General features: G+C 73.3%; 13 protein-coding genes, 1 other RNA gene and 3 pseudogenes. 8 read left to right on the top strand and 9 right to left on the bottom strand.

What is annotated here, in order from left to right; genetic code table 11:
- Positions 1-23: 23 nt before the first annotated feature.
- From AMK21_RS03590 to AMK21_RS03580, 3 genes are all read left to right on the top strand, one after another.
- Positions 24-1,496 (top strand): MFS transporter, encoded by a 1,473-nt coding sequence (locus AMK21_RS03590; protein WP_073874020.1) that lies wholly within the window; start codon positions 24-26, stop codon positions 1,494-1,496.
- Positions 1,497-1,580: 84 nt separating this feature from the next.
- Positions 1,581-2,282, top strand: coding sequence for a GNAT family N-acetyltransferase (locus AMK21_RS03585; protein WP_267893894.1), 702 nt, complete (start codon positions 1,581-1,583; stop codon positions 2,280-2,282).
- A gap of 76 nt (positions 2,283-2,358) precedes the next feature.
- Complete coding sequence (locus tag AMK21_RS03580; RefSeq protein ID WP_073874018.1) at positions 2,359-3,261, top strand: glycosyltransferase family 2 protein; 903 nt, start codon at positions 2,359-2,361, stop codon at positions 3,259-3,261.
- 18 nt (positions 3,262-3,279) lie between these two features.
- Here AMK21_RS03580 and AMK21_RS03575 read toward each other — a convergent pair whose 3' ends face one another.
- Positions 3,280-3,756 carry a GNAT family N-acetyltransferase gene (locus AMK21_RS03575; protein WP_073874016.1) on the bottom strand — a complete coding sequence of 159 codons (477 nt, stop codon included), beginning with the start codon at positions 3,754-3,756 and terminating at the stop codon, positions 3,280-3,282.
- 143 nt (positions 3,757-3,899) lie between these two features.
- On the opposite strand from AMK21_RS03575, the gene AMK21_RS03570 reads away from it, so the two are divergent.
- On the top strand, positions 3,900-4,307 hold the full coding sequence (locus tag AMK21_RS03570; RefSeq protein WP_073874014.1) for a hypothetical protein: 408 nt from the start codon (positions 3,900-3,902) through the stop codon (positions 4,305-4,307).
- 33 nt (positions 4,308-4,340) lie between these two features.
- On the opposite strand, the gene rnpB is transcribed toward AMK21_RS03570, so the two are convergent.
- An RNA gene (gene rnpB / locus AMK21_RS03565) (RNase P RNA component class A) lies at positions 4,341-4,751 on the bottom strand.
- 39 nt (positions 4,752-4,790) lie between these two features.
- Positions 4,791-4,976 (bottom strand): annotated as a pseudogene (locus AMK21_RS03560) (Uma2 family endonuclease); the annotation flags it as partial.
- Between AMK21_RS03560 and AMK21_RS03555 the strand changes: the two are divergent.
- The 3 genes from AMK21_RS03555 (at position 4,951) to eda (ending at position 7,010) form a co-directional block, all read left to right on the top strand.
- Positions 4,951-5,283 (top strand): hypothetical protein, encoded by a 333-nt coding sequence (locus AMK21_RS03555; protein ID WP_420712466.1) that lies wholly within the window; start codon positions 4,951-4,953, stop codon positions 5,281-5,283. The pseudogene AMK21_RS03560 and the gene AMK21_RS03555 sit on opposite strands and share 26 nt — an antisense overlap.
- A gap of 208 nt (positions 5,284-5,491) precedes the next feature.
- The gene (yaaA, locus tag AMK21_RS03545) at positions 5,492-6,292 is read left to right on the top strand and encodes a peroxide stress protein YaaA (protein ID WP_073874012.1); all 801 of its coding nucleotides are present in this window, start codon (positions 5,492-5,494) and stop codon (positions 6,290-6,292) included.
- Between the two features lie 64 nt (positions 6,293-6,356).
- Positions 6,357-7,010: a bifunctional 4-hydroxy-2-oxoglutarate aldolase/2-dehydro-3-deoxy-phosphogluconate aldolase gene (gene eda / locus AMK21_RS03540; RefSeq protein WP_073874010.1), complete on the top strand. Its 654-nt coding sequence runs from the start codon at positions 6,357-6,359 to the stop codon at positions 7,008-7,010.
- A 3-nt stretch (positions 7,011-7,013) separates the two neighbouring features.
- Here the strand turns inward: eda and AMK21_RS35715 are convergent.
- The 5 genes and pseudogenes from AMK21_RS35715 to AMK21_RS03520 all read right to left on the bottom strand — a co-directional run.
- Positions 7,014-7,097 (bottom strand): annotated as a pseudogene (locus tag AMK21_RS35715) (sulfite exporter TauE/SafE family protein); the annotation flags it as partial.
- A gap of 18 nt (positions 7,098-7,115) precedes the next feature.
- Positions 7,116-8,417, bottom strand: a complete 1,302-nt coding sequence (locus tag AMK21_RS03535) for a bifunctional RNase H/acid phosphatase (RefSeq protein ID WP_073874008.1) — start codon at positions 8,415-8,417, stop codon at positions 7,116-7,118.
- Positions 8,417-9,160, bottom strand: a complete 744-nt coding sequence (locus tag AMK21_RS03530; RefSeq protein WP_199863101.1) for a zinc ribbon domain-containing protein — start codon at positions 9,158-9,160, stop codon at positions 8,417-8,419. Before AMK21_RS03530 ends, AMK21_RS03535 begins: the two co-directional genes overlap by 1 nt.
- Entirely contained in the window at positions 9,157-9,993 is an 837-nt protein-coding gene (locus tag AMK21_RS03525; RefSeq protein WP_073874002.1) for a Nif3-like dinuclear metal center hexameric protein, read from the bottom strand. Before AMK21_RS03525 ends, AMK21_RS03530 begins: the two co-directional genes overlap by 4 nt.
- Positions 9,994-10,112: 119 nt before the next feature.
- Positions 10,113-10,983, bottom strand: a pseudogene (locus AMK21_RS03520) (iron-siderophore ABC transporter substrate-binding protein).
- A 212-nt stretch (positions 10,984-11,195) separates the two neighbouring features.
- Here AMK21_RS03520 and AMK21_RS03515 point away from each other — a divergent pair.
- Positions 11,196-12,470 (top strand): hypothetical protein, encoded by a 1,275-nt coding sequence (locus AMK21_RS03515; protein WP_073874000.1) that lies wholly within the window; start codon positions 11,196-11,198, stop codon positions 12,468-12,470.
- Between the two features lie 417 nt (positions 12,471-12,887).
- On the opposite strand, the gene AMK21_RS03505 is transcribed toward AMK21_RS03515, so the two are convergent.
- Positions 12,888-13,835 (bottom strand): 3-oxoacyl-ACP reductase, encoded by a 948-nt coding sequence (locus tag AMK21_RS03505; protein WP_073873998.1) that lies wholly within the window; start codon positions 13,833-13,835, stop codon positions 12,888-12,890.
- Positions 13,836-13,837 lie beyond the last annotated feature (2 nt).

Here is a 13,837-nt window from a genome sequence, read left to right as displayed (position 1 = left end):
CGCTTCAGGAAGGCGCCCTTGCCATGTCCGTACCCGTACCGGCACCTGACGCCGCTCCGCCCTCTGTCCCCTCCTCCCCCCCTGCCGCCTCCGGCCCTCGCATGACGAGCCGCCAGAGACTCGTGCTGGCCCTGTTGCTCGGCTCCCAGTTCATGATCGCGGTGGACTTCTCGATCCTGAACGTGGCGCTGCCCGTCGTCGGGGAAGGGCTCGGCTTCTCCCTCGCCCACCTCCAGTGGATCGCCACGTCCTTCGCGCTCGCCGCCGCCGGGTTCACCCTGCTCTTCGGCCGCGTCGCCGACCTCGTCGGCCGTAAGAACCTGTTCGTCGGCGGCATGGTCGTCCTCGGTCTCTCGTCCGCGCTCGGCGGTCTCGCGACCTCGCCCGAGGTGCTGCTGACCGCCCGGGTGCTGCAAGGGCTGGCCACCGCGGCCGTCACCCCGGCCGGGCTCGCGCTGCTGACCACCGCGTTCGGTGAAGGGCCGCTGCGGGAGCGGGCGCTGGGGCTCAACGGGGCCCTGATGTCAGCCGGGTTCACCGCCGGGGCGATCCTCGGGGGCCTCCTGACCGACCTGCTCTCCTGGCGCTGGGCCTTCTTCGTCAACGTACCGGTCGCGGCCCTGGTCGTGATCCTCGCCCCGTCCGCGATCACCGACAGCCGGCCGGAGCGGCGCCCGAAGCTGGACGTGCCGGGCGCGGTCACCGTCACCGGCGGGTTGCTGCTGCTCGTCCTCGGTCTCACCCGGGCCGGCGAGACCGGCTGGACCGCCCCCGCCACGCTGGCCTCGCTCGCAGCCGGGACCGTACTTTTGGTCGCCTTCGTCCGCATCGAGCAGCGGGCGGCGGCCCCGCTCGTCCCGATGCACATCCTGAAGCGGCGCAGCGTCGTATGGGGCAACGCGGCCGGGCTGATCGCCTTCGCCACCGAGACCTCGCTGGTCTTCCTGCTGACCCTCTACCTCCAGGAGATCCTCGGCTACTCCCCGCTCGCCACCGGCCTCGCCTTCGGCGTCCTCGGCATCGGCACGGTCGTGGGCGGTGTGCTCGGCGGACGGGCGGTGGGCCGGTTCGGCAACCGGCGCGCGATCGTGACCGGCGGGGTCGTCCAGGCCGCCGCCACCCTCTCGCTGGTGGCACTCGGCACCTCCGGCGCCTGGATCTGGCTGCTGCTGGCGGCCACCTTCATCGGTGGCGTGGGCAACATGCTGATGATCGTCGGCTTCATGGTCACGGCCACCTCGGGGCTGCCGGACGAGGAGCAGGGCCGGGCCACCGGGCTGGCGACGATGACCCAGCAGGTCGGCATCGCCCTCGGCATCCCGGTGATGAGCGCGGTGGTCACGGCCTGGACGGGGGGCCTGACCGGGCCGGAGGCGGTGCTGTCCGGCGTCTCGGCGGCCGTGCTCGTCAACGCGGCGCTGGTCCTGGCGGGCGCCCTGCTCGCGGGCCACTTCCTGGCGGTACGGGACCAGGGCGGGGCGCAGGGCAAGGAGTGAGGCGCCGACGGTGAGGGGTACCAGGGCACAGGGCACGCTCGTGGCCGACGGGCGGAACCGGCCCGATCGCGGGAGGATGCGGACATGGCCGCCCCCGCGCCTGATCCCCAGCCCGGCCCCGGCACCGGACCCGTACGCGACACCAGCCCCGGCACCGCCCCGGACGCGGACGCCCGGCCGGGCACCGACGCGGACGCCCCGCCCGGCCCCGGTCCGCTGACCGTCCCGAGCATGTCCGCGGGCCCGGAATTCGTCCTGCGCCCCTGGGAGATGAGCGACCTGCCCCTGATCCGCGAGGCCGCGCAGGACCCGTACATCCCCCTCATCACGACGGTCCCGTCGCGCTACTCGGACAAGGCCGCCGAGGAGTTCGTCCGCAGGCAGTGGGACCGGGCTGCCAGGGGTGCCGGGTACCCGTTCGCCATCGTCCGCTCCCGGGACCGGCGCCCGGTGGGCGCCATCGGGCTCTGGCTGCACGACCTGCCGGAGGGCCGGGCGTCGATCGGGTACTGGATGGTCGCCTCCGGGCGCGGCCAGGGCGTCACCCGCGCCGCGTTGCGTACGGTGACGGGATGGGCCCTGCGTGACCTCGGTGTCCCCCGTCTCCAGCTCTTCATCGAGCCGTGGAACACCGCGTCCGCCCGGATCGCCGTGGACGTCGGCTACCGGCACGAGGGCCTGCTGCGCGGCTGGCAGCAGGTGGGCGACGAGCGCCGGGACATGGCCGTGTACGGACTCCTGAACAGCTACGGGCCGGTGGATGGCCAGGCGGTAACCACGCACTGAACACCGAGGCGTTACGATCGCGGGCACCGCTGCCGACCAGCAGCCGCACGGCAGCCGAGCTCCAGGAGTACCGAACTTGTCCGCACCACGCATCGGCGTATCCATCGTGACCATGGGGGACCGCCCGCAGGCGGTCGAGGCGCTGCTGGCGTCGGTCGCCATGCAGGACGTCCGGCCCACCCGGCTCGTGATCATCGGCAACGGGACGGAGCTCCCGGACTACACCTCCACCCCCGGCCTGGAGGGCCTCGACGGCGGGGTGACCACCATCGAGCTGCCGGAGAACCTGGGCTGCCCGGGCGGCCGGAACGAGGGGCTGCGCAGGCTCGCCGAGATCGGTGACGTGGACGTGGTCATCGAGCTGGACGACGACGGCCTCCTGGTCGGCAAGGACGTCTTCCGCCGGGTCCGGGACCACTTCGCCGCCGACGACCGGCTCGGCATCGTCGGCTTCCGGATCGCCGACGAGCACGGCGAGACCCAGCGCCGCCACGTGCCGCGGCTGCGGGCCGGTGACCCGATGCGGGGCGGCCCGGTGACGGCCTTCCTCGGCGGCGGCCACGCGTTCTCCATGAAGATGCTGGCGCAGACGGGTCCGTGGCCCGCGGAGTTCTTCTTCACCCACGAGGAGACGGACCTCGCCTGGCGGGCGCTGGACGCCGGCTGGAAGGTGGAGTACGACCCCGAGCTGCTGCTCCAGCACCCGAAGACGAGCCCGGCCCGGCACGCGGTCTACTACCGGATGACGGCCCGCAACCGCGTCTGGCTCGCCCGCCGCAACCTGCCCCTCCCCCTGGTCCCGGCCTACCTGGGCACCTGGACCCTGCTCACCCTGGCCCGCACCCGCGACGCCCAAGGCCTGCGCGCCTGGGCGGGCGGCTTCGCGGAGGGCGTGCGCACCCCGTGCGGCGAGCGGCGGCCGATGCGCTGGTCGACGGTGTGGCGGATGACGCGGCTGGGCCGCCCGCCGGTCATCTGACCTGCTGCCGCGCCGGGCTCACGGGCTCCATCGGTAGAGGACGTCCGGCTCGCCCTCCTCGTTACGGCTGCCGTCGTCGAACGCGACGGCGGTGAAGCCGTGCCGCTCGTAGAAGGCTCGGGCGGCGGCGTTGCGCTGGAACACGTACAGCTTCAGCGACCCGCCCGCGGCCTCCCGCACCTCGGCCAGCAGTCGGCTCCCGATCCCGTGCCGCAGCGCGTCGGGCCGCAAATAGAGGTGGTCGAGTTCGTCGTCCCCGGCGAGCACGGCGAACCCGAGCAGCTCACCCCCCGCTCCCTCGGCCACCCGGACCGCGGTGCTGGTGGGCAGCACGACATGGGTGATCCACGCGAGGGTGTCCTCGTCGCTGTGGACCCGGGGCAGATAGGGCATGGCGGCGGCGCGGGACGCCAGGAAGACCCCGGTGACGGCCTCCGCGTCCTGGGGCGTGGCCGGGCGTATCCGTACGTCGTACGCGTTTTCCGTCACTCGCATCACTCCTGGTCTCAGAGCCGCTCTGTCCTCGCCCGTACGGCTGGGGAACAATGGCCGCGGGCAGCAGATCACGCGAAGGGGCCGGGGCGCAGGTGAAATACCGTGCGCCGGGGGCCGAGGGGCACAGGGGGAGGTAGATCGCGATGCACTGGATCTGGTGGATTCTGATCCTTTTCTGGACCGGTGGCTTCGCCTGGGCGGCCGACACCGCCCGCACCGCCCTGCGCAACCGGCACGAGCGGAAGCTGGAACTGCTGGAGGCGGCGAGGCAGGAGCGCCTCGCGCTGGAGGCCGCGTACAAGTCGCCGGAGCCGGTCTGCGGCTGCGCCCACCACCTCGCCAAGCACGACAAGCGGGGCCGGTGCCATGAGCAGATCGAGGTGCCGACGGCGTGGGACGAGAACAAGAAGCCGCTGCGCTACGAGGCCGGGCAGTGCAACTGCCAGCAGTACGTGGGCCCGCAGCCGCTCTCGCAGATCTACGCGGAGGAACTGACGGACCGCTGGCCGACGGACCCGCCGACGGAGGAGAAAGGGCCTCCGCCCAGGTGAGACACCTGGGCGGAGGCCTCTGTCGTTCACCGGCAGACGAGTCGCGCTGTACGCCGGGTTCTGTCTCCCGGTCGCCTCACGGCGGCCGGGGAGACGGCCATCCATCTAGGGCCGGCATTGCTGTCGGCCTCGTGCGGTCTACCCGTGAACTCGGGCGAGCCGCCCTCGAACGTTCACGCAGGGCCGTCCCATTGCTGGAACGCCCCCTCTTGACCTTGCTCCGGGTGGGGTTTACCTAGCCGCCTGAGTCACCTCAGGCGCTGGTGGTCTCTTACACCACCGTTTCACCCTTACCCGGGACCGAGGTCCCGGGCGGTCTGTTTTCTGTGGCACTGTCCCGCGGGTCACCCCGGGTGGCCGTTAGCCACCACCCTGCCCTCTGGAGCCCGGACGTTCCTCGGGAGGGGTCCCGAAGGATCCTCACGCGGCCGTCCGCACGGCTCGTCTGCCGTATCCGCCATCCTACCGGGCCGTATCGGCAGCTCAGCCGAAGTCCCCGGTCTCCAGGTCGAAGACGAAGGGTTCGGGGAGCGGGAGCGGCTTGCCGTACGGGATCGTGAGGTGCTGACGGTAGTCGGTGTCCTCGGGGTCGCTGAAGAGCGTCACCGAGCCCGCGTCGCGGCCGATGAGTAGGTGGAGCGGGATGCTGCCGCGCCACAGCGGCCTCCTGCCCGAGCCCGCCCGGCAGGCCAACGGGTACCGGGCCTACACCGTCCGCGATGCCGTGCTGCTGGCCCGGGTCGGCGAGGACGAGGTCCTCGACCTGATGGTCGGCGGGCAGACGACGGTGACGGTGGAGCTGGTCGGGCCGGTGGCCTACGTACGGCCGCTCGGGCGGCGCGGGAGTGCCCGGACGTGCCGGTTCCACGCGGACGACCCGCAGGCGGTGGTGGCGGCGCTCAGGCGGGGGCCGGTCCCTCACCCGCTCGCGCCGGAGCGAACAGCACCGTCTTCGACGCCGGCCCCGCCTGCGTGAGCCGGATGCGCAGCCGCTCCCCCAGCGGGAGTGCGGCCGTGCCGCCCTCGATCCGGCCGGCGTTCGTCGGGCCCGGAGGTGGACCGTGCCGACGGAGGGGTTCCGGTCCTGGAGGGAGCCCGTCCCCGCCCCCGTACCCTTGCCGAGGACCCCGGAGCGCCCGCACGCCCGCCGGGACCGCTCGTCGTGCGTACGAAGGAGAACCGCCGTGCTCGTGCTGTTGCCGCCCTCCGAAGGAAAGGCCGCCTCGGGGCGCGGGGCTCCCCTGAAGCCGGAGTCGCTGTCGCTGCCGGGGCTCTCCGAGGCGCGGACGGCGGTCCTGGAGGAGCTGGTCGAGCTCTGCCAGGCGGACGAGGAGAAGGCCCGTGAGGTGCTCGGGCTGAGCGTGGGGCTGCGGGGCGAGGTCGGGAAGAACGCCGGGCTGCGGACCGCCGGGACCCGGCCGGCCGGGGAGCTGTACACGGGTGTCCTGTACGACGCCCTCGACCTGGCTTCCCTGGACGCGGACGCCCGGCGGCGCGCCGCGAAGTCGTTGCTGGTCTTCTCCGGGCTGTGGGGCGCGGTCCGGATCGGCGACCGGATTCCGCCGTACCGCTGCTCGATGGGCGTGAGGCTCCCCGGCCTCGGCGCGCTCGGCGCGTACTGGCGTACGCCCATGGAGGCGGTCATGCCCGAGGCCGCCGGGGGCGGGCTCGTCCTGGATCTGCGGTCCTCGGCGTACGCGGCGGCCTGGAAGCCGAAGGGCGAGGTCGCCGCGCGTACGGCGAGCGTGCGGGTGCTCCAGTCGCAGATCGTGGACGGGGTGGAGAAGCGGTCCGTCGTCAGCCACTTCAACAAGGCGACCAAGGGGCGGATGGTGCGCGACCTGCTGACGGCGGGGGCGCGGCCGAAGGACCCGGAGCGGCTGGTGGATGCGTTGCGGGATCTCGGGTACGTGGTGGAGGCCGAGGCCCCTGCCCGGGCCGGGCGGCCGTGGTCGCTCGATGTGGTGGTGACGGAGATCCACTGAGTCACATTGCACCCCCCGCAACGATCGTTGCAGATATCGCTGCCTGCGCGGCAGGATGGGGCCCATGACCTCCTCATCGCCGCCGCCCTCAGCGCCCTCCGACACCTCCGTACTGGACCTCGCCCCCGTCGTCCCCGTCGTCGTCCTGCACGAGGTGGCCGACGCCGTGCCGCTGGCGCGGGCGCTGGTGGCGGGCGGGCTCCCGGCGATCGAGGTGACCCTGCGGACGGCCGCCGCGCCGGAGTCGATCCGGGCCATCGCCGCCGAGGTGCCGGGCGCGGTCGTCGGCGCGGGCACGGTCATCTCGCCGCAGCACGTGCGCGACACCGTCGACGCGGGGGCCAGGTTCCTGGTCAGCCCGGGATGGACGGACGCGCTGCTGGAGGCGATGAAGGAATCCGGGGTGCCGTTCCTGCCCGGCGTCTCGACCACCTCCGAGGTGGTCGCGCTGCTGGAGCGCGGCGTGAGCGACATGAAGTTCTTCCCGGCCGAGGCCGCGGGCGGTACCGCCTATCTCAAGGCCCTCTCCGCCCCGCTCCCCCAGGCTCGCTTCTGCCCGACCGGTGGTATCTCGCTCGCCTCCGCCCCCTCCTACCTCGCTCTACCGAACGTGGCGTGCGTGGGCGGCAGCTGGATGGTGCCAAGCGACGCGATCGCGGCGAAGGACTGGGACCGGGTGGCCCGGCTGGCGGCGGAGGCGGCGGCGCTCGGGGCGTAACGCCGCACCCGACACCCCGACCGGGGCGGTCGCCACCGAGATCAGCAGCCCGGCGGCGAACCCGAGCAGCCCGGTCGGCCAGTCCATGCCGGGTCCTCGTTCCCGCTAGCGCAGGTGCGAGGTGTCGTTGAGCAGGCGTACGGAGGCGTTGCCGTCCCCGTAGTACGCGACGGTCGAGATCGAGGCCGCCGACAGCTCCATCCGGAACATCGCCTGCGCCGGAGCCTCCAGCGCCAGCCGGACCAGCGTCTTGATCGGGGTCACATGGGTGACGACCAGGACCGTGCGGCCCGCGTACCGGGCGGTCAGGCGGTCCCGGGCGGCCGCGACCCGCTCGGCGACCTCCGCGAAGCTCTCGCCGCCGCCCGTCGGCGCGGTCTCCGGGTCCGCGAGCCAGGCGGTCAGGTCGTCCCCGTAACGCTCGCGCACCTCGCCGAAGGTCAGCCCCTCCCACGCGCCGAAGTCCGTCTCGCGCAGGCCGTCCTCGATGCGGACGTCCAGGCCGAGGCGTTCGGCGACGGCCGCCGCCGTCTCACGGCAGCGGCGCAGCGGCGAGCTGACGATCTCCTGGACCGAGCCGAGGGCGGCGAAGTGGGCGGCGGCCCGAGCGGCCTGCTCGCGGCCGGTGGCGGAGAGTTCGGGGTCGGTGCCGCCGCTGCCGGAGAACCGCTTCTCGGGGGTGAGCCGCGTCTCGCCGTGCCGGAGCAGGACGAAGGTGGCGGGGGCGCCCAGGTCGGGAGCGGCGGCCCAGCCGACCTGCGGGGCCGCTGTGACGTCCCTGGGCTCGGGCTCTTCCGAGGCCCCTGTGCCGACCTCGAACAGCGTCCCGGTGTCTGCCGCACCCCGCGCCGCCGCCAGCGCCGCCCGGGCCTTCGCCGCTCCCGCCGCCGCGTCGCCGGGCGGGCCCCGGTCGGGCAGCGGGGTGCGGGCGGGGGCGTCCAGCTCGGCCGTGGAGGCGGACGCCTCCCACGGCCGGCCGTCGCGGCCCGCGTCCATCGCCTCGTTGGCGAGCCGGTCCGCGTGCTTGTTCTGCGCACGCGGGATCCACTCGTACGTGACGGAGGACGGCGGCAGAATCGCGGCGGCGCGGGCCGCCAGCGGCTTCATGTCGGGGTGCTTGATCTTCCAGCGCCCCGACATCTGCTCGACCACCAGCTTGGAGTCCATCCGGACGTGGACCTCCGGCGAGGTCCCCGCGTCCGGGAACAGCGCCTTCGCGGCCGTCAGGCCGGCGATCAGGCCCCGGTACTCGGCGACGTTGTTGGTCGCGACGCCGATGTACTCGGCGGCCTCGGCGAGGGTCTCTCCGGTGGCCGCGTCGATGACGACGGCGCCGTAACCGGCGGGCCCCGGGTTGCCCCGGGAGCCGCCGTCGGCTTCGACCACCAGCCGGCGAACGGCGCTCATTACAGGCCCGACTCCGAGGTGCGGACCAGGATGCGGTGGCAGTTCTCGCAGCGCAGCACCGTGTCGGGGGACGCGGCCTTCACGTCGTTGACCTCGGTGATGTTCAGCTCCAGGCGGCAGCCCTCGCAGCGGCGCTGGTAGAGGCGGGCGGCGCCGACGCCGCCCTGCTGGGCGCGGAGCTTGTCGTACAGCTTCATCAGGTCGGCGGGGATGACCTCGGCGACGACCTGGCGGTCCTTGGTCACCGTGGCGATCTCGGCGTCCAGTTCGGCGGTGGCGGCGTCCCGGCGGGCGGTGGCGTCGTCGACCTTGGCCTGGACGGCGGAGACCCGCTCGGTCAGCTCGGTGACCCGCTCCTGGGCGGCCTCGCGGCGCTCCATGATTTCGAGGACGACGTCCTCCAGGTCTCCCTGGCGCTTGGCGAGCGAGGTGAGCTCGCGCTGGAGGCTCTCCAGGTCCTTGGGCGAAGAGACCGCGCCGGAGTCCAGGCGCTGCTGGTCGCGGACGGCGCGCTGGCGCACCTGGTCGACGTCCTGCTCGGCCTTGGTCTGCTCGCGGGTGGTGTCGCTCTCCTCGGTGGTGGAGGCGACCAGCAGGTCACGCAGCTGGGCGAGGTCGTTGCTGAGCTGCTCGATCTCGGCGTGCTCCGGCAGCGAGTTGCTCTTGTGGGAGAGCTGGGAGAGACGTACGTCGAGGGCCTGGACGTCGAGGAGTCGGATCTGGTCGGCGGGCGCGGCGTTCAGTTGGGGGCTCCAGAGGAATGGTGGGTGGTCCAGGGGTCGGTGACCTGCGTCGAGACATGGACCCGCAGGTCCCATCCGTGGCGGTCGGAAAGCGCGTCGAGCTGCGCGGCGGCCTGCTCGCACCAGGGCCACTCGGTGGCCCAGTGCGCGGCGTCGACCAAGCCGAGCCGCGAGTGCTGCACGGCCTCGGAGGCCGGGTGGTGGCGCAGGTCGGCGGTGAGGAAGGCGTCGACACCGGCGGCGCGCACGGCCTCGAAGAGGCTGTCGCCGGAGCCACCGCTGACGGCGACGGTCCGCACGAGCGCCTCCGGGTCGCCGGCGAGGCGGACGCCCTGCGCGGTGGCGGGGAGCCGGGCGGCGGCGCGGGCGGCGAAGGCGGCCAGGGTCTCGGGGTGGGCCGGCTCGCAGATCCGGCCGAGTCCGCGCCGCCCGTGGGGGTCGGTGGGGTCCGGTACGAGAGGTCCGGTGACGCGCAGGTCCAGGGCGCCGGCCAGCGCGTCGGAGACGCCGGGGTCGGCGGTGTCGGCGTTGGTGTGCGCGACGTGGAGCGCGATGCCGTGCTTGATGAGGGTGTGGACGACCTTGCCCTTGAAGGTGTCGGCGGCGACCGTGGTCGTCCCGCGCAGATAGAGCGGGTGGTGGGTGACGATCAGCTGGGCCCCGAGCTTCAGGGCCTCGTCGGCGATCGCGTGGACGGGGTCGACGGCGAACAGCACCCGGTCGACCTCGGCATCCGGGTCGCCGCAGACCGTGCCGACCGCGTCCCATCCCTCGGCCCGCTCGGGGGGCCAGAGGGCGTCGAGGGCGGCGATGACTTCAGACAGACGGGGCACGGGAGAAAGGCTACCTGTCCGGCGTGGTCCGCCGCCCCGGGCCGCCGTACCTGTACGCCAGGACGGGCGGCCGGACACGAATCGTTACTTCAGCGGGTCGGGACCGCGCACGGGAAGGACTACTCCACCAGGTCCGCGCGGAGGTCGTCGAGGGCCAGGCCGGCGGAGGTGACGCCGAGGCCCAGGTACCAGGTCTCGTCGGAGACGTCCGCGGCCCGGCCCTCCTTGACCGCGTCGAGCTTCTTCCACAGCGGGTTGGCCTGAGCGGTGTCGCGCTGGGCCGCCTTCGCGTCACCGTAGGCACCGGTGAAGATCCAGTCGGCGTCCGCTCGTCGATCCGCTCCGGGCTGATCTCGGTGGCGAGGTCGTCGATCTGCTGGTTCTTCGGGCGGGGCAGGCCGACGTCCTCCAGGACCGTGCCGATGAACGACGCCTTGGCGTAGAGCCGGAGGCGGTCGGGCATGTAGCGGACCATCGAGACGGTCGGCTTGTCGGCGCCGACGTCCTCGCCGAGCTTCTCCGCCTTCGCCTGGTACGCGGCCAGCGCCGAGTGTGCCCGCTCGGTGCGGTCCAGGGCGGCCGCGTCGAGAAGGTAGTTCTCCTTCCAGGTGAAGCGGCGGATGGAGAACACGGTCGGGGCGATCGTGGACAGCTCGTCGTACTTGTCGGCCGCGCGCAACTGGCTGCCGAGGATCAGGTCGGGCTTCAGCCCCGCGATCGCCTCCAGGTTGAGGCTGTTGATCGTGCCGACGCTCTTCGGGTTCCCCGCGTCCTTCTTCAGGTACGAGGGGATGGCCGCGTCGCCCTCGCCGGAGTCTTCTTCGCCGCGTCCGCGAACTCCTTGCCTCCGGTGGCGACGGCCGCCTTCTTGTCACCGCCCGCGTCCGCCGTGCCCGTGTCCCCGCCGTCGCCGCCCCCGCAGGCCGAGAGGGAGAGGGCGGCGGCGACCGCCAGGGCTACCGCGGCGGCAGGGCGGGGCCGAAGGGGCATCGCTTGCTCCTGCTGATGCGCGCACGTGCACGAGGGCACGCCTGTTCGGTTAGGGCCGCCTCGCCATGGGCGCGGCCATCTCCGCCAGCACACTCGCCCCCTCCCTCTCAGGAGAATCCGGGCATCACCACCCTTATGTGTGAAGTGAGGTGGCTCGTGTTGTTCGGCTGGAAGTGCGAAAACTAGCTTTCGTAGCCGGAGGTGACGAGTCCATGACTGCCTGTGCCATCGAGGGCGGAACCGCCGGGGCCGCCACGACGGCGGATCCCGGTCCTGAAGAGTCCGGCGAGCCGGAGGAACCCGTCGGCGCGGAGGAGGCTGCCGAGCCGGAGGGGCGCGCCGCGCACTGGAGCGATGCGCCCCGCGCCCCGGGGACGTTCACGCTGACCGCGGACGGTGCGTACGGGGCCCGGCTGACGGCGGCGCCCGGCGCCCCGGGCGAGCAGCGGGCCTGGTACCCGGAGCGCTGGACGCTGGACGGGCCCGAGCCCTACGCCGTACCGCTGCCGCTCCACCAGCCCGAGGAGCCGGACGCGCAGGTGGTGCCGCTGGCCGACGGGCGGGTGCTGATCCGGCGCCGGGTGGCGGACCGCCAGATGTTCTCGCTGCTCTACCCGACCGGGCCGGCCACCGGCGAACTGGCCCTCGGCGCGGTCGAGTGCGACGGGATGACGCTGCTGCCGCCCTCGCCGGACGGCTCCAGCGTGTACGGCCTCTCCGCGGGCGACCACTCCTCGCTGCTGTGGCTGGTGGCCGGTGGCGCCTTCGGGCCGGAGCTGGTCGCGGAGGTCCCCGGGCACTGCTCGGGCGGGGTCTGGCTGGACCGGGCGGGCCGGATGCTGGCCCTGGACCGACAGCTGCCGGGCGGCGGACCGGTCAAGGCGGTTGCCGTGGACCTGGAGCGCAACGGTGAGGTGACCCCGCTGCTCCAGATCACCCCGGAGAGCGACGACCGGCTGCTGCTGGCCGACGCGGACAGCGGGCTGCTGCTGCTCCGCTCGGACGCGCCGGGCCACGACCGGCTCGGCTGGGGCGTCCTCGGCAGCTGTCTGCCCGTGCGCTTCCCGGAGTGCCTGCGGCCGGCGGACGTGGCGGTGACCCCGTTCGCGGTGCAGCCGGGGCAGATGCTGATGCCGGAGAGCTGTGCCGTCGCCCTGCGCATCGACGGGGCGGCCGGAAGCTGGGTGGGGGTGTGGCGTCCGCAGGGGCGGCGGCTGCACCAGCTCGCGGCGCCGGAGGGCTGGTCGGCGGGGGCCGGGTACTGGAGCCGGGACGGGGTGCTGCACCTGCCGTACGTGAACGCGGTGACGCCCTGCGCCGTGGCCCGGATCGAGGCCCCGGGCGACGACGGATGGCTCCCGGAAACCGGCGGGACGGACGGCGACGCGAGCGGAACGGAACCGTCCGCCGCCGCCACCCCTCCTGTCGTGTGTAAGCCGGTTCCGTTGGGGCAGGCGCCTCTGCACCGGGCGGCGTCACCTGACTAGACTCGGCGCCCGGGCTACGCGGCCGTACCGGGCGGGCGCCGGCGGTGACCGTGCCGGAGGGCGGCGGCGAGGCTTGCGAACGCGCCTACGGAACACGAACGCGCGACACAGGTAACAGGTAAGCGATCACAACGGGGGGACTTCCCACATGTCCGAAGCCCGAACCGACACGACCACGCCGCGTACGCCGGGGGGCGACGCGGAGGGGGCCGGGGGGCGACGCGGAGGGGGCCGGGACCGGCGGTTCCGGAAAGCACCGAGGGGGTGCGTCGATGGAGAACACGTCGGTGCAGCCGCACGGGCGCCACCGCAGGCCCGCCCAGGAGGAATCCAGGGCGGCCTGAGCCGTAGCGCGGCAGCATGAGGTGGGCCCGGGTACGGCGAAGTGCCGTACCCGGGCCCACCTTCTGTTTTCCCTTACTCCCGCTTGAGGCCCAGCACTTCGGCGGCCGCGAAGGTCTCGTTCCGCGGCCGGTCCGCGTAGTACGGGGTGATCAGCTCGTCCAACTCGGCGAAGGTGAACGTCTCCTTCGCCGCGTCGAACTTGGCCGCCACCCTGGGCCGTTCGACGATCGCGACCATGCCCCCGTGGACGACGAGCAGCTGCCCGTTGACCCCGGCGGCGGCGGGTGAGGCGAGATAGCCGACGAGCGGGGAGACATGCTCGGGGGCCAGGGCGTCGACCATGCCGTCGGCCGGTTCCTGCAAGCCCGCGAACACGTCCTCGGTCATCCGGGTCCGGGCGCGCGGGCAGATGGCGTTGGCGGTGACGCCGTACTTGGCGAGGGCGAGCGCGGTGGAGGTGGTGAGGCCGACGATGCCGCCCTTGGCCGCCGCGTAGTTGGGCTGCCCGGCGGAGCCCGCGAGGTACGCCTCCGACGAGGTGTTGACGATCCGCCCGTACACCGGGCCGCCCACTTCCTTGGAGCGCGAGCGCCAGTGGGCGGCGGCGAAGTGGGTGGTGTTGAAGTGGCCCTTGAGGTGGACACGGATCACCGCGTCCCACTCGTCCTCGCTCATCGAGAAGATCATCCGGTCCCGCAGGATGCCCGCGTTGTTGACCAGGATGTCGAGCTTTCCATAGGCGGAGACCGCCAACTCCACCAGCTCTCGCGCCTGTTCGTGGTCGGACACGTCTCCGAGGTGGGCCCTGGCCCGGCCGCCCGCCGCGCGGATATCGGCGACGACCTCCTCGGCGGGCGCGGCCGACGCCGAACCCGAGCCGTCGCGGCCGGGCTGCCCGTAGTCGTTGACGACGACGGCGGCGCCGAGCCGGGCCAGTTCGAGGGCCTCTGCGCGGCCGAGGCCGCGGCCGGCGCCGGTGACGATCGCGGACAGCCCGTCCAGCGGGAGGGAAGGTGGCATGG

Origin of the sequence: Streptomyces sp. CB00316, assembly GCF_001905595.1 — a bacterium.
GTDB lineage: Bacteria > Actinomycetota > Actinomycetes > Streptomycetales > Streptomycetaceae > Streptomyces.
This window is presented reverse-complemented; position numbering and strand designations above follow the sequence as displayed.